The organism is Lacinutrix cladophorae (assembly GCF_053604645.1).
Window position 1 is genome coordinate 356,508 of sequence record NZ_JBSHNR010000121.1, and the last position, 21,679, is coordinate 378,186.

The 21,679-nt window shown below is 32.0% G+C and carries 15 protein-coding genes; 7 read left to right on the forward strand and 8 right to left on the reverse strand.

All coding sequences use genetic code 11. The features are described 5' to 3' along the window. Positions 1-2: 2 nt before the first annotated feature. On the forward strand, positions 3-536 hold the full coding sequence (locus tag ACVC3Y_RS14655) for a YciI family protein (RefSeq protein WP_452227288.1): 534 nt from the start codon (positions 3-5) through the stop codon (positions 534-536). Here ACVC3Y_RS14655 and pbpC read toward each other — a convergent pair whose 3' ends face one another. Continuing rightward, on the reverse strand, positions 537-2,888 hold the full coding sequence (pbpC, locus tag ACVC3Y_RS14660; RefSeq protein ID WP_452227289.1) for a penicillin-binding protein 1C: 2,352 nt from the start codon (positions 2,886-2,888) through the stop codon (positions 537-539). It lies immediately after the preceding gene. An 89-nt stretch (positions 2,889-2,977) separates the two neighbouring features. Between pbpC and ACVC3Y_RS14665 the strand changes: the two genes are divergently transcribed. Beyond that, positions 2,978-5,299 (forward strand): T9SS type B sorting domain-containing protein, encoded by a 2,322-nt coding sequence (locus ACVC3Y_RS14665; RefSeq protein ID WP_452227290.1) that lies wholly within the window; start codon positions 2,978-2,980, stop codon positions 5,297-5,299. Positions 5,300-5,358: 59 nt separating this feature from the next. On the opposite strand, the gene ACVC3Y_RS14670 is transcribed toward ACVC3Y_RS14665, so the two are convergent. The 3 genes from ACVC3Y_RS14670 to ACVC3Y_RS14680 all read right to left on the reverse strand — a co-directional run bounded on the left by ACVC3Y_RS14670 (position 5,359) and on the right by ACVC3Y_RS14680 (position 12,148). Beyond that, on the reverse strand, positions 5,359-5,673 hold the full coding sequence (locus ACVC3Y_RS14670) for an antibiotic biosynthesis monooxygenase family protein (protein WP_452227291.1): 315 nt from the start codon (positions 5,671-5,673) through the stop codon (positions 5,359-5,361). Next, a complete protein-coding gene (locus ACVC3Y_RS14675; RefSeq protein WP_452227292.1) occupies positions 5,670-6,392 on the reverse strand; it encodes a YqjF family protein in 723 nt (240 codons plus the stop codon). The genes ACVC3Y_RS14670 and ACVC3Y_RS14675 overlap by 4 nt, the downstream gene beginning before the upstream one ends. A 185-nt stretch (positions 6,393-6,577) precedes the next feature. Next, the gene (locus ACVC3Y_RS14680; protein WP_452227293.1) at positions 6,578-12,148 is read right to left on the reverse strand and encodes an alpha-2-macroglobulin family protein; all 5,571 of its coding nucleotides are present in this window, start codon (positions 12,146-12,148) and stop codon (positions 6,578-6,580) included. Between the two features lie 244 nt (positions 12,149-12,392). Between ACVC3Y_RS14680 and amaB the strand changes: the two genes are divergently transcribed. The 5 genes from amaB to ACVC3Y_RS14705 all read left to right on the forward strand — a co-directional run bounded on the left by amaB (position 12,393) and on the right by ACVC3Y_RS14705 (position 18,366). Next, on the forward strand, positions 12,393-13,946 hold the full coding sequence (gene amaB / locus ACVC3Y_RS14685; RefSeq protein ID WP_303421224.1) for an L-piperidine-6-carboxylate dehydrogenase: 1,554 nt from the start codon (positions 12,393-12,395) through the stop codon (positions 13,944-13,946). Positions 13,947-14,119: 173 nt separating this feature from the next. Next, a complete protein-coding gene (locus ACVC3Y_RS14690) occupies positions 14,120-15,049 on the forward strand; it encodes an OmpA family protein (RefSeq protein WP_452227294.1) in 930 nt (309 codons plus the stop codon). 24 nt (positions 15,050-15,073) lie between these two features. Continuing rightward, on the forward strand, positions 15,074-15,610 hold the full coding sequence (locus ACVC3Y_RS14695; protein ID WP_452227295.1) for a hypothetical protein: 537 nt from the start codon (positions 15,074-15,076) through the stop codon (positions 15,608-15,610). Between the two features lie 146 nt (positions 15,611-15,756). Further along, on the forward strand, positions 15,757-17,133 hold the full coding sequence (locus ACVC3Y_RS14700; protein WP_452227296.1) for a DUF1800 domain-containing protein: 1,377 nt from the start codon (positions 15,757-15,759) through the stop codon (positions 17,131-17,133). A gap of 42 nt (positions 17,134-17,175) precedes the next feature. After that, entirely contained in the window at positions 17,176-18,366 is a 1,191-nt protein-coding gene (locus ACVC3Y_RS14705; protein WP_452227297.1) for a DUF1501 domain-containing protein, read from the forward strand. 53 nt (positions 18,367-18,419) lie between these two features. Here the strand turns inward: ACVC3Y_RS14705 and ACVC3Y_RS14710 are convergent, their stop codons facing one another. The 4 genes from ACVC3Y_RS14710 to ACVC3Y_RS14725 form a co-directional block, all read right to left on the reverse strand. Then, on the reverse strand, positions 18,420-18,821 hold the full coding sequence (locus ACVC3Y_RS14710) for a lipocalin-like domain-containing protein (protein WP_303421215.1): 402 nt from the start codon (positions 18,819-18,821) through the stop codon (positions 18,420-18,422). 289 nt (positions 18,822-19,110) lie between these two features. After that, positions 19,111-20,244 carry a DUF5929 domain-containing protein gene (locus ACVC3Y_RS14715; protein WP_452227298.1) on the reverse strand — a complete coding sequence of 378 codons (1,134 nt, stop codon included), beginning with the start codon at positions 20,242-20,244 and terminating at the stop codon, positions 19,111-19,113. Positions 20,245-20,279: 35 nt separating this feature from the next. Beyond that, the gene (locus tag ACVC3Y_RS14720) at positions 20,280-20,906 is read right to left on the reverse strand and encodes an HD domain-containing protein (RefSeq protein WP_452227299.1); all 627 of its coding nucleotides are present in this window, start codon (positions 20,904-20,906) and stop codon (positions 20,280-20,282) included. Then, entirely contained in the window at positions 20,903-21,661 is a 759-nt protein-coding gene (locus tag ACVC3Y_RS14725; protein ID WP_452227300.1) for an SDR family NAD(P)-dependent oxidoreductase, read from the reverse strand. The genes ACVC3Y_RS14720 and ACVC3Y_RS14725 overlap by 4 nt, the downstream gene beginning before the upstream one ends. Positions 21,662-21,679: the final 18 nt, after the last annotated feature.

Here is a 21,679-nt window from a genome sequence, read left to right on the forward strand (position 1 = left end):
CTATGAAACAAATTATAATTTTAATTCTTGTATGTACAACGGTTCTTGCATGCAAAAAAGAGAGTAAAACGATAACCAACGAAATTTCAAGCGTTCCAGAAGAAGAAGTTATTGAAGAAGTAGTTCCTGATATACAGGAAGTAAAAAAATCTGTCGCTAATGTATTAGCAGAACTTAAAGCCAAAGGTTTTGAAACGTTTAATTATGTAGATGAAAAAACCAAAGATACCGTAATCATGCAAAAATATTTTATGGCTTTCTTAAAAACGGGACCAATTAGAAACCAGAATGAAGAAGAAGCAAAAGCATTACAAGAGGATCATTTAGAACATTTAAGCAGAATGTATGCCGAGGGTTATGCAGATTTATCGGGACCTTTTGGTGACGATGGAGATATTCGTGGTATTACTGTGTATAATGTGCCAACTAAAAAAATAGCAGATAGCTTGGCGAATCTAGATCCTATGGTACAAGCTGGAAGATTAAAAATAGAAATGCACCCTTGGTGGTGCGCGAAAGGGATTTCTTTACGATAGCTATTTGGAAACCGTAATAAAACGCTTTACTTCATTGCCAAAAGCATCTACAACAGTAATTTTATGTTTTCCTACTTTTGGTAGTATTGCCAAATCATGAATGTCTTTTGTAGTACCAACAAAAACAGTATCTACATACCAAAATAAAGTAGTTTCTGGTTTAGAATGTGCAATTTTTAAAACCAGTTCATTCGTGTTTCCATCAAAATCTTTTGGCAAGAAAACAGTTGTATTCTCTTTTGGATAAATAAATTGCATAGAAACAGGGTTTTCGCCTAAACAATCGCTTCTAAATTTTGGTAGCCGTTTGTAAAAAGGATTTTTAGTTTTGTAATAGAATTCCATTAAAGGTGGAAGTACAAACCAAGATTTGTTTTCCATGTTACTAATATCTTCACACGAGGAATTTACTTGATACTTTTCGTTTTTATCTAAATGCACAAGCATATGGTACGGACAGGGTTTCGTTTTTAATCCGCTAACCTGTATGAATTTATTTTCGATTTCCTCACAGTTTTCTGTCGCTCTATAACCACTTTTTGTACAGATGCGAACTTTTTGCATTTCATCAAAAGGTTTTACAAACCAATCGCTATTTGGTAAAACATCAAAAATATCAAATAAAACTGGAGCAGCTGTTTGCACACCTACTAAACCTGGTCTTCCTTCGCCATCTGCATTACCAACCCAAATACCAACTACATAATCTTTAGTAGTACCAATTGCCCAAGCATCACGAAAACCAAAGCTGGTTCCTGTCTTCCAGGCGATTTGTTTAGAACCATCAAAAAATTCCCAACTCTCATCACTTTCTGGTCTGTTTACTTCTTTTAAACTTTCGTATGTTAAGTAAATGGAAGCTGCATCCAATAAGGTTTTTTCTGAAGTTTTCTTTCCAAAATCTATTTTTTCAGAAGCTAAAAAAGTAGGTTCGCAAAATTCATTGGTATAATATTGACTAGAGTTTTCGGAGTAATGATTTATGGTTGAAGATAACGAAGCATAGCTTTTACATAAATCCCAGAGATTACTTTCTGCACCCCCCAAAACTAATGTTAAGCCATAATGATTTGCGTTGTATTTTAAATCTTTTAGGTTTAATTTTTTTAAATAATGATGAAACCTGTCTAAACCAAACTCCTGAAGCATGCGTACAGCAGGTACGTTTAAAGAACGAGATAAAGCACGACTTGCAGGAACGGCACCATCGTATTCTTTATTAAAATTTACAGGAGAATAGTTGCCATATTGTGTTGGCACATCTGCAATTAAAGTATTAGGTAACAAATCTCCAGAATCTAACATAGCAGCGTACAAGAATGGTTTTAAAACGCTTCCTGTACTTCTTGGCTTGTCTATAATATCTACATCCTTTTGGTGTGTTTTGTCTGTAGGTGTATTACCTACATAGGCTAACACTTGTCGCGTTTTTACATCTAAAACTAAGGCAGATATATTGTAAATTTCATTTTGTTTCAATAAATTATAGTGATTTTTTACAATAGCATTGACTTGATTTTGCAGTCCAGATTTAATGGTGGTTTGTACGCGTTTCCCATAATTTTTTTTAGCTATTTTTTGTAATAGATGAGGTGCTGTTTGTGGTAAAGGATATGGTTTTTGTGGTAAACCTTCAGCTATCGATAAAGTATAGGTGAGTGAATCTATAATCTGTTTTTCTAGTAGTTTTTTTAATAAACGATTTCGCTTTGCTCGTAATCGTTCTTGGTTTTTCCCTGGATAAATTAAACTTGGTGCATTAGGTAAAACAGCAAGTGTCGCGCTTTCTGCCCATGATAATTGGTTTGCATTTCTATTAAAATAGCGCCAAGATGCAGCATCAATACCAACTACATTTCCGCCAAAAGGAGCATGACTGCTATAAAACGATAATATTTGTTCTTTGCTTTCGCGAAATTCTAATCGTGTAGCAAGAATGATTTCTTTAATTTTTTCGAAATAAGTTCTAGACTGTCCTTTTCTTGAAAGACGAATTACTTGTTGTGTAATGGTACTTCCACCTCGTTTTACTTCCCCAGATTGTATGTTTTGTTTTAGTGCTTTAAATATAGAAATAGGATTAAAACCTGGATGTTTGTAAAAATATTCGTCTTCAAATTGAATAATACAAGTTTTAAATTTTTTTGGTATAGTATCGTTTTCTGGAAATCGCCATTGTCCATCTTTTGCAATTTGTGCACCAAGAAGTTCATTATTAGAACTTGTTATCACTGTTGCTGTTGGGTCTTTAAAAAGTTGCTTCGGTAAACAGAAATAATAAGAAAGTAATAGCACTACTAATACTGTAGATTTTACTTTATTCTTATATATATAACTTTTTAACCTATACATGAACTGCACATCTTTAGTTTTAGTTCTTTTATCTTATTTGTAATTCAATAAATATAGTTATTTTAGAAATCTTACAATAATAGATTTAGATGAAAAAAAGCCTTGTATATCATAATGTTTTCCTAATTTTTCTTGTGTTTTTTTCTACCGGAAATATACTTGCGCAATTAGGTTTTTGTCAAGGAAATTCTGGCGATTCCATTTTTACAGAAACCTTTGGTACTGGAACAACAAACACGACTTTACCAGCTGGTACTACAACGTATTCTTATTTTAATGGAATTCCGAATGACGGATTTTATTCGGTTATGAATACCACTTCTGGAAACACTTTTGGTTGGCATGCAATTCAAGACCATACTGCTGGCGATATTAATGGAAAAATGCTTGTTGTAAATGCGAGTTTTTCTGCTGGTGAGTTTTATAGAACTATTGTTTCTGGTTTATGTGAAAATACTACTTATGAGTTTTCTGCATGGATGATGAATCTAGTGATTGCTGGTGGGTTTTGTTCTACACTTTCTTCAGGAACCATTCCAATTAATGTTGGATTTGAAATATGGGATAATACCGACACTAATAGATTAGCTAGTGGTAATACAGGAGATATTTTTGAAACTAATTCTCCTAATTGGGAACAATACGCATTAGTATTTCAAACATTACCTGCTCAAACTTCTGTGATTTTAAAAATGATTAATAATGGAATTGGTGGTTGTGGAAACGATTTAGCGATTGATGATATTGTTTTTAAAAGTTGTGGTGACTTTATAGGGATTACAGATTCTTCAGGCGATAATGCTGCTGCTTTATGTAGTGTAGATATACCTTATAATACCATTTTTACTGCAACACCAGATAATACGGTTTTTAGTAGTCATTTTTATCAGTGGCAAGAAAGTGTAGATGGAATTACTTGGGGAGATATTATAGGAGAAACAAATGCTACCTTAACGGTTTCTGGAGTTACTTCTACTATATATTACAGAGCAAAAGTTGCTGAATATGCAACAAACTTAAATAATGCAGATTGTATAACTTTTTCAGATGTTTTTTCTGTGATCATTACACAAGCAGGACCACAACCACCAAATATAACTTGTTGGGATGATTACCAATTAGATACAGCTTCTTGCACATGGCAAAATAATGGTTCGCAAGATACGCAACCACCAATTGTAAATTGTTGGGACGATTATCAGTTTGACACAACAACTTGTACATGGCAAAATATTGGAGTGCAAGATGCACAACTACCAAATATAACCTGTTGGGATAATTACCAATTTGATACAGCATCTTGTACATGGCAAAATAATGGTTCGCAAGATATACAGCCACCAATTGTAAATTGTTGGGATGATTTTCAGTTCGACACAACAACTTGTACATGGCAAAATATAGGAACACAAGATATACAACCATCAAATGTGAACTGTTGGGATGCTTTTCAATTCGACACAACTTCTTGTACATGGCAAAATATTGGAGTGCAAGATGCACAACCACCAAATGTAAATTGTTGGGATGATTACCAATTTGATACAGCATCTTGTGCATGGCAAAATAATGGTATGCAAGATGTACAGCCACCAATTATAAACTGTTGGGACGATTATCAGTTTGATACAACAACTTGTACATGGCAAAATATTGGATTTCAAGATGTACAGCCTCCAAATGTAACTTGCTGGGATGATTTTCAGTTTAATCCTATAACATGTGAATGGGAAAATAGGGGAATAGAACCTATGACAGAGAGTAATGAGTCCTACAGCTTTTGCGAAGGAGAAGACATCACTTTATTTGCTAATACCACTTTAATAAACCCAGATTTCGATTGGGATTCGGGAGAAATCTCACAAAGTATAACAATTAGTAATCCAGGTAATTATTCTGTAGAAATATCCGATAGTTGTACTACCGAAATTATTAATTTTCAAGTTACTCAAATAGATAAACCAATTATCGAAAGTGTTATATCTGTTGGAAATGATATTGTTGTCGAAACTACAAATATGGGCGATTTTTTATACGCTCTAGATGGAGTTCAATACCAGTCTAGTAATACGTTTTATAATGTAGAAAATGGTTTAAATACTGTGTATGTGAAAGATGTAAGAGGTTGTAATCCAGTGATAATTACACATTTTCATTTTGCAATTCCTACTTTTTTCACACCAAATAATGATGGATATAATGATACTTTTAACTTAAATGGAATGGAGAATTATAATACTTCCGAAGTGTATGTTTTTGATCGTTTTGGAAAGCTTATAAAAAGCGCTAAAAACAGTCCTTTTGTTTGGGACGGCACATTTAACAATCAAGAACTTCCAAATGCAGATTATTGGTATATTGTCATTTTAGACAATCAAGAAATGAAAGGGCATTTTACTTTAAAGCGATAATTTTTTTATTGCAGTAAAACGAAACAAGCTCTAATTGCTTCTGTTGTAACTTTTTTGTATTAAAACGAACTATTAAACGCATATTCACGTTCTACTTTACAAATTCTAACATGATACCAATTGTACCAGTCTTGTCTTCCTTTTAATTGTGCTGTTAAATGATCTGCTTGCTGTTTCCAGTTTTTAATAGCTTCTATAGTTTCCCAATAACTTACAGTAATTCCAACATTGTCTCTAGCAGAATCTATTCCTAAAAAGCCTTCTTGTTGTTTTGCTAGAATTTCCATTTTTTCAGCCATTTCTACATAACCTTCTATATTTTCATTTTGAGTTGAAGTAAAAATAACTGCGTAATAAGGTTTAAGGTTTTTCATAAAGCTAATTTCTTTTTATCCCAAGTTAAAACCTGTACACCTTTAGAATAATGTATTTTACTTGGATAATTATTAAGAATATGATTTAATTTAGGGTAATGTATTTCTAGTTTTTTAATCTCAATAGCTTGCATTGGCCAAGCAACATGATGTACGTCGTATTCTAAAAATTGACCTTTATAATCTTGAAAAGTAGCATAACGTTCCGTCAACCAATTATCTGTTTCGTCTTTAATTACGGGATTATTTTCTAATCGATATTCTGTAAAAAACCAATTGTTTTCTTTCTTGTTTGAAGATGCAAAACTGTAAGAGGTACGTTTCATTTTAGAAGGATAATACGGAAATTTAGAAATGGACTTTAAAACTTTGCACGAGGAACGTTTACTACCTTCCATGCTTAAAAAATAGACACTAGGTTTATTATTACATATAACATAAACACGAATATTTATTTCCTGAAAATCGGAAATATGTGGTAGTTTAGGGAGGCTTCTAATTCCAATATTATTCATGTTAAATGCCACTAAACTCACCCAGGTTTTTCCGTTTAAAACATCTAATTCTAAACCATTTGGAAGTAAAGGTCTTATCAAATTACAATCTATTTCCCAATGTAAAAAAATAGCATCATTCCATTCTTGGTAAAATTTCCAAGCGCGTGAAGGGTAATCAAAAGGCCTGTGTTTACAATGATTAAGTATTTCTTTTGCTTTCATCTTTAGTTCCCACGAAAGTGGGATTTAATTTAATTTGGCGTTACCTAAAGGTCAGGCTTTCACTACTCACTCTTTTTAAGGAGCTCAAACAAACCGTTCAATCCTTAACGCACTAACCTGTTATGTTTTTTTTCAAAATTAAAACGACTTCTTTTTTGCGATGTTGCAGCCTGTGCAAGAGTTTGTTACTTTACAACGGCAATCCAACGACCTTTATTTCTAACTAAAAACTCATTATCATACATTGCTTCAGCTTGCACTCCAGGTAAATAATAAGTTCCTAAATAAGCAGCATTTAGCATGACGTTAAAGGTCTTAGTGTCATGTTTTCCTTTTTTATTTAAATCGAAATAAAAATTTACACGATCATCACGAATATCTGTAAAACGCGCTTGACTTGTTGTACTGCTTCCAAAGTCTGTAAAACGTGTATTTACAATTTCCCAACCTGATGGAAAAATTTGTGTTAACGCAACATCATTCACCTTTTCATTTTTAAGATTACTCACCTTAACTGTTGCTACAAAATCCTGACCTTGTTGCAATTTCGAAATGTCTATTGTATTTCCTTGTAAATCTTTATACACAACAGAAACACTTAAACCACGTTGCTCAGTGATTTCGTTACCTAAAGGCAGTTTACCAGAATTTAATACACGAACATAAACAATATTGCTTTGCTTGTTTGTAAAGGAAAATGTATTGCTTCCTTCTTTAACTATTAAATCTCGTTGTGCAATAGCACTTTTGGTGTCTATTTCTTCTGTTTTTCCGTTTAACGTATATTGTAGCTTCATTGCTTTTCCGCCATTTGCCTCTACCATTTTTGCCATTGCTAACAAGCTGTATGCAGAGGTTTGTGTACTCATCCAGCGACTACTAGATAAATCTTTAGCAATAGTTTTAGCCAATTCTCTAACTCTTGGGTCTTTAGTAATTACCATGGTTTCTAAAGCCATTGCACGATTTCTATCTACAGATCCATAGGTGTAATAATTATATTTAGGTGGTAAAAACTCAATATTTGCAGTTTTAGAAATCTGTGTGCTAGCTTCCTGTTGTCCTGCTAAAGCATAAGCCGAAGCCAAACGCCATTTTGCTTCGTTAGAAATTTCGGTAAATTCTCTAAGCCTATTCATTGCTGCTAAATCTGGACTTCCTGCTAATGCTAAAGTGTATAATCTATATGCTTGCGCTAAATCACTATTGTAGGTTTTATAGCTTGGTCTCCAATCTCGAGCCGCTTGCTTTTGGTATGCAATCCAGTTACTTTTAAAAGTAAGAGGAAGCACAAATCCTTTCTTCTCGGCTTCCATCATAAAATGTCCAGCGTAACTAGTTCCCCAATCATTGGCAGTGTTTTCTCCCATCCAATAACTCATTCCTCCATTTGGTCTTTGAAAATGACCTAAGCGTTTGATGCCATTTTCTATATTCGATTGTATTTCTTGCTTTTTCTTAAAAGTTAAATCGAAAATATCTTGCAAGTATAATTGCGGAAAAACGCCAGAAGTAGTTTGTTCTACACAACCATGAGGATATTGCACAAGGTATTGTAATCTTTTAGAAAAGTCCATTGGTGGCATGGTAGAAAATTCAACCGTTGCACTATTAGTTCCTGAAACACCAAAGGTTTTAAAATCTAGATTTTCGGAAGTATTTGCTTCTAAAGTTTTATCTAAAGCGACAGATGTAATTGGATTGGTGTTTACCACATCTAACTCTACTTTATATGTAGATTTTTCACCATTTCCAGTCGCAACAACTTCCACAGTATGGATACCTTTTGCTTTACTAACATCCAATTCAAAATAAACCATTTTTTCGTCTGGTTTAGCAAAAGAGACTGTTTGTGTTTTGCTACCAACTACTTCTATACCATTGCTTAGTTTTAAGTTTATATTTACGTTTTTAATATTTGGTTCCATAGCAAAAACAGTAACTGGAAGGGTCACTTTTTCGCCAGGGCTTAGTTTCCGCGGAAGCGTTGCTAACACCATTAAAGGTTTTTTTACTTGAACCGTTTTATCTGTACTTCCATATGCTTCGTTATTAATATCTCCTGCCACAACCATGGTTCTTACCGAACCAATATAGTTTGGCATTTTAATTTTATGTACTTTGTTATCCCCTGCGTTTAATTGAAAAGGGCCTAAAAAGGTTACAACAGGTTTAAAACGATTGGCTTTTTTGTTTTTACCACCTGCAGCACTTGCATCTCCACCAATGGCGAATATTTGATCTACGCTTCCAGAGTATGCACCAATCACATCATCAAAAATATCCCAAGTTTTTACGCCTAAAGCTTCACGTTTGTAAAATTCACCCCAAGCATTTGGAGTTTTAAAACGTGTTAAGTCCAGCAAGCCTTCTTCTACCATAGCAATCGTATAGGTCATTGCTTTGTTGTTTTTTTCAGACACAAAAACCTCAAATTCTTGTTCAGGACGTAAAACGCTTGCCATTTTAATTTCTGGTTCTAGCTTGGTGTTTGGGTCTTCTACCATTATAGGAATTACACCATATAAACGAATAGGTAAATCGTTAGCAGTAATTGCATGTGGTTGTAACAGCGAAATATTTACAAAAACATTTGGAGCCATTTTTGCTGTAATAGGAATGCTTACCTTTGTTTCGCCTTTGGTAGTTTTTACCCATTTGTGTTCTAATACTTCTGTGCCATTTTCAATACTCACCAAAGCACGACCTTCGCTACCAGAAGGAAAAGTAATTGTAGCAGTTTCTCCAACATTATAATTTTCTTTGTCTGATGCAAATGCTAACATTTTTGCAGCTTCTTTATCACCAGAAGGTGTGTACCAGTTTTTATAAAAGTAAGCAGTTCGTCCTGTTGCATGCCCGCTTTTAGGATCGAATACTCGAATAAGGAAACGACCTTTGTCGCTTTCTGGAATATTTAAAGTGAAACTAGTTTTGCCATTGGTATCTGTATCTAGTTTCAGGTTTTTATATGCTTGATGAAAGGTGCTTGAGGTGTACGAAGATAGGTTGTCATAAGAGGAATTCCACCACCAGCGCCAATTTATTTTATAGACTTTTACTTCTAAACCTTTACGTTTTATAGGTTTTCCTTGTGCATCTACAACGACAATATTAAAGGTTTGGTTTTCGTTGGTAACAAAAGAGCCATAACCTTTTCCTTTGGGTGATTTTAAACCTACAAAAGATTTGTAAGGGGCATATTGTTTGGTAAAAGCATCCATAGAAAAGTCGCCCCCATTCTCGAAAGCACGAACTAAAAATTGTGCATTTAACATTCCTGGAGCATTGCTACCAACGTTTAGTTTGTTGGTAATGTTTGCTATACCTTCTTCGTTTACTTTACCATCAAAAATGACGATTTCTTCACTTGAAAAAGTTCGCGAAGGATCACGAAAAACGTAATCTTTATAGTTTTTAAAACTGGAATACGAGTTGCTAAATTTCGCTTTAATTTCGGTTCTAACACTTTTTGCAGGAGCTCCATGTAACCATTTTACATCTAATTTTCCGTTTAACGGATTTGCACCAGAAAGTACTTCGTCTTCAAAATCGACTTTAATTTTTAAACGATTAGGTTTCACTGTTTCCACTTTTAAGCCTTTATAAAAAGTGGCTCCACCAACCGAAACTTTTGCATTCCAGTTTCCTGTTTTGTCTTCGGTTGAAGTAGGAACAGTAAAGGTATACAGATTGTTGAGGTTGTTTGTTGTAATGTTTCTAAAAGCAAGTTTTCCATTGGCATCTGTGATTTCCATTTTTACAGGATGCTTTTTTGGTAGTTTGTTTCCAGCATCATTTAACATAAAAGATAAATGTAAAGTGTCCCCTGGTCTCCAAACACCACGTTCGCCATAAATATAGCCTTTTAGTCCACGTTGCAAATGGTTTCCAGAAATATCAAACTTGCTTAAGGATAAAGAATTACCATCGTTTAATTTTAGGTAACTCGTATTGTTTCCTTTAGAAATGATTGCGAAAGCAGCATGGTTTTCTGCATCTATAGTAGCTAAACCTTCGCTATCTGTTTTCGTACTAGCAATTTCTTGTTGTTGAAAGTTATAAATACGAACTGTTGCTCCTGCTTCAGGATTGGTATCTAAAATATTAGTTACAGCAAAATAATAATTATTGTTTGCACCTTTTTTTGCAATTACTCCAAGATTAGAGGCTAATACGTTTTGAGCAACTGTTTTGTTGTTGTAAAAAGCTTCTTTACATGGGTTTTTTCTATCGCTCCAGTTGTAGTAATTGTTTCTGTAACTGTAGGTTAAATTGTCCCAATATTCTTCCTCTCTAAGGTTTTCATCTTCTGTTGTAGTTTCTCTATAGTCATCATAATAATAGTCCTCTTCGTAGTATTCTTCTTCATAATAATCGTCGTTGTCTTCAGAATTTGTAATGTTTTGATTGCCTTCGCAGTTGTACAAAGAGTATTCTTTTTTCATTTCTAACTCTACTCTGTAAATTGCTCCAGGATCTGCTTTCATATATTTGGATAAATCAACACTGTATGTTTTCCATTTCCCTGTATTATCTGCTTCATTTTGAAGTGTAATGGTTTGTTTTGCAATACGTCTACCAACACGACGTACATCATTTCTATTTGTGTTGTTGAGGTTGTTGTCTTGTAAAAACTGAAGCACGTTATCTTCAAATATTTTAATTATTCTAACATCGACAGCTTTTAAATTAACCGCTTCAAAATTGAATTTTAGTTCTTGTGAGTTTGGTAAAATAACACCATTACTTATTAGTCTAACTTGAGGTTTTTCATCTTCAAAAGCTATCATCTCCGAAAATGGTTTCTTTAGTTTATACCCTTCTGTATTAGCTATTCCTTGAAAAACATCTACCTGTATATTGCCAACAATTTTAGCATTAGGGTATGCTTTTAATACATTGCCATCTACAATATATTTAGGGTTTTTTACATTTTGAATGGATACTAATCCGTCAAAATTTTGTTGCTTTTTTAAAGGATCCGAAAAATTGATAGATAAAAATTGTTCTGGTGTTTGTACCACATCTACTTTGGTAATTATAAAGTTGTTTTTACCAGGGATATTCACAATGTTTTCGCCAGAATTATCTGCTTTAATGCTTTTTCCATTCCATGTAACAAGTATTTTATCATCTTCAATTAATCGATGGATACTATCTATTTTAAATTCGAAAACTTTGGAATTTTTATAAGATTCATTCCAAACAATTTTTAATTTTTTTCCATTTTGTGATGCTTCAACAAGTTGTTTTGCATCCTCTAAATAAATCATATCTGCACTGCGAACAACACCCTCTAAATATTGCCATTCTTTATTATACGATTGTAAGTTATTGGTAACAATATTGAAGTTTGGTGTAATGGTTTTAAACTGAAACGTGTAGGTTTTAAAGTCTGCTGGAATATCACTATAGATCTTATCTAGTTTAATATTTACAGTATATTCTGTGTCTGGATCTAAGGTTTCATCAGGAACAAAACGAAGCGAATGCTTATTGTTTACTAATAGTTTCCCATTAACATGTGGTTTTATGGTAACCATATTATCTGTTATTTCTTGATTTATTTCCCAACCTTCTACATCATTTGCTAAATTAATTTCAATAGCATTTGCTATAGAAACATGTCCAGAAGTAGTGTAGCTTATGTAGTCTTTAAATTGGAAGATATTATCCGTTTCTTCCACCTTTTTTTTACAGGAAAAGATTAAAGAGAAAAGGAATACTAAAGCAAGAAGTTTCTTGATGTGCATAGGAGAAGATTTTTAAAGTGAATACATGTAAAAGAGCTGTAATATAATTCGTGTTAATATAAATACTCTTGCAGTAAACGTTTTAGATTTTTAATAGCTGTTAAATTGTTCTTAAAGTTAAAAAAAGAAGCCTGTATTTACGCTTTTTTAAATGAATATTTTTAAGAAATAAAACGATGGTTGAACAGGTAAATAATTAGTATCTTTGAAATAAATTTAAATAATTCGTAAAAAACAAACATATATGGAAGCTATTTCTACAGATTTCGGAATGGATAACGCATTAAAAGCATTAGGTGTTGCCGCAATTAATGAGGGAACCTCTACAGGTTCTAATAATTTTTCAAATGGAGAAATTATTGCGTCTTATTCTCCGGTTGATGGAAAATTAATTGGAAAAGTAAAAACAACGACAAGAGCAGATTACGACAAAGTAATGGAAACTGCTACCAAGGCATTTTTATCTTTTAGAGATATGCCAGCTCCACAACGTGGAGAAATCGTACGTCAGTTTGGAAATAAATTAAGAGAATTGAAAGAGCCTTTAGGAAAACTTGTTTCCTACGAAATGGGAAAATCTTTGCAAGAAGGTTATGGTGAGGTGCAAGAAATGATTGATATCTGCGATTTTGCAGTTGGTTTATCTAGACAATTAAACGGACAAACCATTCCATCAGAAAGGCCAGGACACGTTATGCGTGAGCAATGGCATCCTATTGGTGTTGTAGGTATAATCTCTGCATTTAACTTTCCAGTTGCTGTTTGGGCATGGAATACCGCTTTAGCTTGGATTTGTGGAGATGTTTGTGTTTGGAAAGGTTCAGAAAAAGCACCTTTATGCACCATTGCTTGTCAGAATATTATAGCTGGAGTATTAAAAGATAACAATTTACCAGAAGGGATTTCTTGTATTATAAATGGAGATTATAAAGTAGGTGAAATGATGACAACAGATTCAAGAATTCCACTTGTGTCTGCTACAGGATCTACTAGAATGGGAAGAATAGTTGGAGCAACAGTTGCAGAACGTTTTGGGAAATCTTTATTAGAATTAGGAGGCAATAATGCAATTATTATTACACCAACAGCCGATTTAAAAGTAGTGGTTCCTGGAGCTGTATTTGGAGCTGTTGGAACTTGTGGTCAACGTTGTACTTCTACAAGAAGATTAATTATACATGAATCGGTTTATGATAAAGTACGTGACGCCATTGTTGGTGCGTATGGGCAATTAATTATTGGAAACCCTTTAGATGAAAAAAATCATATTGGACCATTAATTGATAAAGATGCAGTAAATACTTATTTGGAAGCTATAGCAAAAGCAAAAGCAGAAGGCGGAAATGTGTTAGTTGAAGGTGGTGTTTTAACTGGTGAAGGTTACGAATCTGGTTGTTACGTAAAACCAGCAATTATTGAAGCAGAAAATCATTTTGAAATTGTACAACATGAAACTTTTGCTCCAATTTTATATTTAATGAAATATACTGGTGAAGTAGAAAATGCTATTGCAAAACAAAACGGAGTTGCACAAGGCTTATCTTCTGCAATCATGACAAACGAAATGAAAGAGGCAGAAAAATTCTTGTCCTATGCAGGATCTGATTGCGGAATTGCAAATGTGAATATAGGAACTTCAGGAGCAGAAATTGGTGGTGCTTTTGGTGGAGAAAAAGAAACTGGAGGTGGAAGAGAATCTGGTTCTGATGCATGGAAAGTATATATGAGAAGACAAACGAATACTATAAATTATTCTGATGAGTTGCCTTTAGCTCAAGGAATTAAATTTGATTTGTAAGACCAAATAAATTCTAATTAAAAAAAGCCACATCATTTGATGTGGCTTTTTTTGTTTCATAACGTATAAATTAAGTAGTTAATCGATAATTAAAAGAAACTTAAACTTTAAAAATGAAAATTACATCTAAAATTTAATATCTTGATAATCATTAACTTATAAAAACTAACTAAATGAGTAAAAAAACATCTTACCTTCTAGGTATTTTGCTTACCATTATTATTGGAACTTTATTGTATTGGTGGCTTTGTTGTGGTTGTTGTAATAAAGAAAGTTGCAAGAACAAAAAAGTTACAGAAAGTACAATAGTAGCAAAGCCTAATGTAAGTAAAACAACCCTAAATTCTTTTTCTATAAAGGATGGAAATTATGCTATTAATAGCAATGACAATTTTAATTTTAAAGATTCTAATTTTAAAATTTTAGAACCAGTTTCAGAAGATTTGAAGAATTCTGTTGTACAACTAAAAACGTATTTTAACGAAAACCCTTCAAAAAGAGTATCTATTACGGGATACTATACTAATGGCGAAACTAACAATTCTGCATATCCCAATTTAGGTTTGGCTAGAGCAAATGCAGTTAAAAACTATTTTGTTTCACAAGGAATATCTTCAAAAATAATAGATACTCAGGGCGAATTAAAAGACAGTATGGTTGCAGACGAAAACAAAGTCTTTTTTGGGCCTGTGGATTATAAAATATCTGCAAAAGAAGAAGGGGATACTTCAGCTGAAGACGCGTTAAAAGCAGATTGTGCTTCTTTAAAAGCAAATCCGTTAGTATTATATTTTAATACCGGAGAAGCTCAAATAAACTTAACATTAGAGCAACGTAAAAAAATTGCAGCTATTTCTAGATGTGTTGATAAACTAGGAGTCAAAGTACAAGTTGTTGGGCATACAGATAATACTGGTGTTGCCGCAAAGAATATAACTCTTGGTCAAAATAGAGCTAATTTTGCGAAAGATTATTTAATACAAAATGGTATTTTAAGCACTAACATTGAAGCTTTATCTCAAGGCCCTAATGAGCCAATTGCAGATAATGCGACAGAAGAAGGTAGAGCTAAAAATAGAAGAACAGTAGTAACAATTAATTAAATTAAAATTTAAAAAATATAAAATATGTGGTGTATATTAATTCCATTATTAGTTGGTGCAATTTGTGCCTTATTAGGATATTTACTAGGAAAATTATTTGGAGGAAGTAGTGAAGATAATTCTACGGATCTAAATGTTTACAAAAGTAGAATAGCAAAACTAGAAGCAGATTTAGAAGCTTGTAAAGCAAGTAAGTCTTCAGGATTAGGTTCTGCGGTATCTTCTTTTGCGGCAGGAGCAGGAGTCGGTTCTGTTGCTAAAATCGCTTTTGATGCTGACGCAGCTAAAGCTGTATTTGGTAAAAAAATTAAAGAAGATGATTTAACAGTAGTAGAAGGTATTGGTCCAAAAATTAAAGAACTTTTTCATAATCATGATGTGAAAACATGGCAAGCATTATCAGATTGTAGTGTAGAAAAATGCCAAGAAGTTTTAAACTCTGGAGGAGAAAGGTATAAAATACATAAACCAGGAACTTGGCCAAAACAAGCATTATTAGCTTATCAAGGAAAATGGAAAGAACTGTTTGATTGGCAAGATGAATTAGATGGAGGTAAGTAATTTTTTCCTTTTACAAAACAAATTAAAAACCGTTTTAGTAAACTAAAACGGTTTTTTTTATAATAAAATTAAGATGTTTATTAAAAATTTGGTTAGATTTTTGATAACTTTAATGGGTAACAGTAGCTTTTATTTATCTTAAAAATATGAACAAAAAACACATATTACATTTGTATTGGAGGGCAGGCTTTGGGGTATTGCCTAAAGAATCTATGGAATTAGAAAAACAGTCGAAACAATTTATAGTTAACGACTTGTTTAAAAAATCATTAAATGCAAAGCCTTTATCTGTCGATACATCAAAATTAGACACTTATACTATTGAAAGTTTTAAAGAAGATAAAATGGCAAGACAAGCTTTTTTAAATCTTAATGGTGAAAAATTTAATGAGTATAATTATGCTTGGATCGATAGGTTAAATTATTCTAATCAAATTTTAAGAGAAAGAATGACCTTGTTTTGGGCAAATCATTTTGTTTGTAGAGACAGAAACATATATCACCTCACACTATATAATAACGCGCTTCGTGAAAATGCTTTGGGTAATTTTAGAGATTTCGTTAAGGTTATTTCAAAAGAAGCCTCAATGATTAAATATCTAGATACTAGAAAGAATAGTAAAAGAAGTCCTAATGAAAATTTTTCAAGAGAATTATTAGAGCTTTTTACTCTTGGAGTAGGAAACTATAGTGAACAAGATATTAAAGAAGGCGCAAGAGCCTTTACAGGTTATAAATATGATGAAAAGGATGGGGCTTTTATTTTTAATGAAAAAGCCCATGATGGTAAAAATAAAACTTTTCTAAATAAGCAAGGGGCATTTTATGGTGATGATATAATTGATATTATTTTAGAGCAGGAACAATGTGCCAAATTTATTTGCGAAAAAATATACAAATATTTTGTGAATGATAAATTAGTAGACTCTCATGTTTCTGAGATGGTTGCTGTTTTTTACCCCGATTATAATATAGAAACATTAATGCGATATGTTTTTACTTCCAATTGGTTCTATAATGATGAAAATATTGGAACAAAAATAAAATCTCCTATCGAACTTTTAGTTGGTATGAATAAGGTAGTGCCTATGGAGTTTAAAGAGAAAAAAGACTATTTAAAAATTCAAAAACTGTTAGGTCAATTTTTGCTTGACCCTCCAAATGTTGCAGGCTGGAAAGGTGGAAAAGGTTGGATAGATACCAATTCCTTAATGTTTAGATTGAAGCTTCCTCAATTGTTACTAGCAAATACAGTGTTAGACATAAAAGAAAAAGGAGAGTTTACAGAGTCTTATAAAACACTTTATAAAAAAACAAAGACAAAGTCAACAATAGATGTTACTCCAGATTGGAATTATTTCAAAGAAAATTTTGAAACGATATCATTTAACCAAATGAAAGAAAATTTAATTCAATGCGCACTAAATGATGGAACCGAAATTTTTTTAGAAAGCATAAATAAATATAATAAGAAAGATATTGTAATTCAAATGATGTCTTTACCAGAATACCAATTATGCTAGAGATTATTAATAACAGGAAGACCTAAAAGTAAAAGAAGAATTATGAAAAGAAGACAATTTATAAAAAACTCATCTTTAGCTAGTACATTGTTTTTTGTTCCTAGCTTTGTGAAGGCTTTCGAGAAAATAGCCATTGAAGGTTTAGGCTATAAAAAACTAGTGATAATTCAGCTATCTGGTGGTAACGATGGTTTAAATACGGTAATTCCTTACAAGAATGATTTGTATTATAAACTGAGGCCCACGATTTCTATAAAAGAAAATAAAGTGATTAAACTAAATGATACTATTGGTTTGCATCCTAGTTTAACACCGTTAAAAAAATTATATGACCAAGGATTGCTTGCTATTGTTAATAATGTGGGCTATCCAAACCCAAATCGTTCTCATTTTAGATCTACAGATATATGGCAAACTGCAAGTGATTCTAGTGAATATATACAAAGTGGCTGGGTAGGAAGGTATTTAGATGCATTTGGCAAAAATTATTATAATGCTATCGAGATAGATGATAGTTTATCTTTAATGATGAAGGGTGAAAATATAAGCGGTATTGCTACTAAAAGTGCTTCAAGATTATATTCTGCATCTCAAGATCCTTTTTTTAAAAAAATACTGAGTTATCAAAATGATGAACATTTAAGTGAACATAATTTAGGCTACTTATATAAAACAATGATTGCTGCCGAATCTTCTGCAAAACACATTTTTTTTAATGCTAAAAAAGTAGTTAAATCTAATGATTATCCAAATAATGGTTTTGCAAATCAGTTAAAAACAATGGCGCAGTTTATTAATTCTGGAATGGATACTAAGGTTTTTTACTCCTCATTGGGAGGCTTTGATACGCATTCGAATCAAAATAATAAACAGAAGGTGCTTTTAGAGATGTATGCTGAAAGTATGGAAGCTTTTGTAAGAGATTTAAAACAGCAAAACACCTTTAAAGATACATTGATTTTAACCTTTACTGAATTTGGTAGAAGAGTCCAACAAAACTCTTCTAATGGTACAGATCATGGTGCTGCAAACAATGTATTTATAATTGGCGATAATTTAAAAAAACAAGGACTGTATAATGACTTAGCTAGTTTGAGTGATTTAGATGCTAATGGAGATATAAAATATGAAATTGATTTTAGAACTATTTACGCAACCATATTAAAAAAATGGTTACAAGTAGACGATAAGACAATTTTGAATAAATCTTTTGAGCAGCTGGATTTTATTTAAAAAAAAGCTTCCTTAGTTGCTTTACTAAGGAAGCTATAAGTTAAACATATTCTCTATCTAGTAAATACTAGTTCGCCATCTTCATCAGGTGGTGATATTACTAAGTCTGTAGTAGAAATTAGTTCTATGATAAATGTTTCTGAAGTACTTAGATTAATAATAAGGGTTACATTATCATCTAACAGGCTATATGTTCCTTCTAAATAACCTCCTGAAGTACAATCCCCAGAAACACTATGTTCATAAAAGGTATCTGTTGCAAATGTTCCATCAGTATTGAAATCAAAATAAGAAGTTGCTGTACAAGGAGTAGCTCCTTCTATTACTATAAACCATTTGTGTGCTAATAGTTCTTGAGTAGTAGGTTCCAGATTACTACTATCGTCATCATTATCACAACTAAAAAAGGTTAAAGAAAATAAAATGCTTAAAGCAATAAGTTTTAGAGTTTTCATAATATTGGGTTTTATTGTCTAACTTTTAATGCTGAAATAATTTAAAGGTTAACATTATTCGTTAACTTTTTAATACATTATTTTAAAAACCAATAAATTTAAATAAGACTTTAATGAATAAAAAAAAACTTGCTTCATCTTTAAACAAATAAAGAAAGAAGCAAGATTTAAATTACTCTGTTGATTAATAGCAGTGTAAATATATGATAATCAAAGCATAAAAGCATTAAAAATTTATCGTTAGTTGTAAAGAATATATAATTGGTACTGTTTTTTGTATAGTTGGTAGCTAACTATATTTTACTTTTCGTAAAATACGTAGTGATTCTTTATAAAATAGATACGCATCTTCACTGTGCGATTTTAAAAAAGGTTTTGCTTCGGTAAGTTTACTTAAAGCTTCTTGAAAATTATTTAGATAACAAATTAAGTATGTTTCAGGAAGACTCATTAAATCTGCTTCTTCATTTTTATTTAGTGATTGTCCTTTTTTTAATTTTTCTAATAAGGCATTGTTAGCATTGTAAATATGATGTAAAACTTTTTTGTCAAATTGAGGAGCTTCAAACACTAATTTAGTTTCAATAGTATAGTTCGCGTTATTTTGAAACTGAATAACGGTTTCTTCTAAGGTATAATATTTAGATGTGTTTTGTAACCCAAGATTAACATATTCAATAATTTTAAAGCTGTCTTCATTGTAGCTAATTGCAACTTCATCTAAGGTGGAAAAAAACAGGCGTACTTGCTCGTTTACCATTTCTATATCCACTCTAGAATAAAAAATTTCTTTACCAACTATTTTTTTTTGTCCAGACCAACAAAGCACAAAATACTCTTTAAATACTTTGTATTTTGGGTTGTAATCTTTTCGCTTATTTAAAAAAGTAAAAACGCTATCCAGCGTATGTTGTATGTTGTTTTGTGAGTGGTTTTCAATAGCTTCAACAATTTTTGAATTAACATCTGTAATTTCACTTTTAAAAACCTTAGGCATACTCATACTTCCATCTCTAAAAAAGACAGCACCACCATAATATTTCCAAATATTTTTACGAAGGGATGTTAAGCTATTTATAGCTCGTATAGTAACTAAACCAACAACTTTATCGTCTGGTAAATGTGGAAATGGAATATTCTCATATTGTACTATTGGTGGATTAGTAAGATAGGCATTTATTAAATTTTGAATTTTAGAATCGTCAAAAAAGTCGACACCAATAATCTTATTGTCTTCATCTTCTACACCAATAACGATATACGAATTGTTCTTAGGGTTGCTATTAGAAAGAGCACAAACGTGTTTTAAAAACTTGGCTTTTCCTTCTTTTTGACTAATATTAATTTTTCGCTTTTTATCATAAAAACTGTTCTCATCATTATGAGCTAGTAGGTTTTTAATAAGTAAGCGTTTATTAATCATGTTTACTTTCCGTAAAAGCGGAAACCTTTTTTAGTTTATAGAAGATTGATTTCTTTTTCTATATTTAATCGTGCTTGTTCTTCATGCTTGTTTTTAAAAGTATCTGTAAAGTATAACGTTTCTCTTTCTAAAAAATGATGTAAAACTTTTTTACGACCAGGTTTATACATAAAGCCTGGGTAGATTTTATATTCCTTTCTAATGTTTTGAATATATATTTGATACGTTTTCCAATCGGTACCTAGAATGGATAAATCTAAATCTAAAAGGTATGCATTGTCTTTATTGTTAGTTAAAATAAGCTCATGTTTTTTTGTTGAAATAATTAATTTTTGAACGATTTCTAGTCTTTTGTCTTCAAAATTTATGTTTTTTAAACGTTTTTGAGCAAAAATCGCACTTTTTTCTTCATTGTCATTTTTGGAAGATTTATAAATAATGTCATGATACCAAATAGCGAATTTTAGATTATCTAAATCATGTATTTCTTTTTTTATTTCTTCCAATTGAAGAAACATATTATAAAGGTGATTTAAGTCGTGATAATGTCTGCTTTTGGCACTGTAATTTATCACTATTTCTTTCCAATAGCTATTCATCGTTAAAACATCCATGTAATTGGAAGCTAAATTCTGCCAATACTTTTCTAACCAAAGTGTCATATTTCCTTTTTCACAATGGTGCTACTAGCTTGCGCTGTACAAAACACTAATAAATCTGCAATATTTACATGTGGTGGACGCGAAATAGCAAAGTAAATAATGTCTGCAATATCTTCTGGTTGTAATGCTTTGTAGCCCTTATAAACAGTGTCTGCTTTGGGATCTCCTTTAAAACGTACTTGCGAGAATTCGGTTTCTACCAATCCAGGATTAATTGCACCAACTTTTATTCCGTATTGGTTGAGGTCTATACGCATACCTTCTGTAATTGCTAAAACGGCATGTTTACTGCCACAATATACATTTCCTTTTGGGTACACTTCTTTTCCTGCCGAGGAACCAATATTAATAATATGCCCAGAATTTCTTTTAGTCATCATTGGTATAATCGCTTTACTTACATAAAGTAATCCTTTTACGTTAATATCTAACATGGCATCCCAATCGTCAAGATTTCCTGTTTCAATTGGGTCTAAACCATGTGCGTTTCCAGCGTTATTAATTAAAATGTCAATGTTTTTAAATGCCTCTGGTAGTAAATTTATAGCGTTAAAAGTTGCTTCTTTATCACGAACATCAAAACTTAAAGTATGTACATTGGTTTGTTTGCTTAATGCTTTTTGTATGGTGTCTAGTCGTTCTTTTCTTCTTCCGCAAAGTATAAGGTTGATACTGTGTTTTGCTAATTCATGCGCTGTTGCTTTACCAATTCCGCTTGTAGCTCCAGTTATTAAGGCTGTTTTGTTGTTATTCATAGTTTAATTTTTCACTAT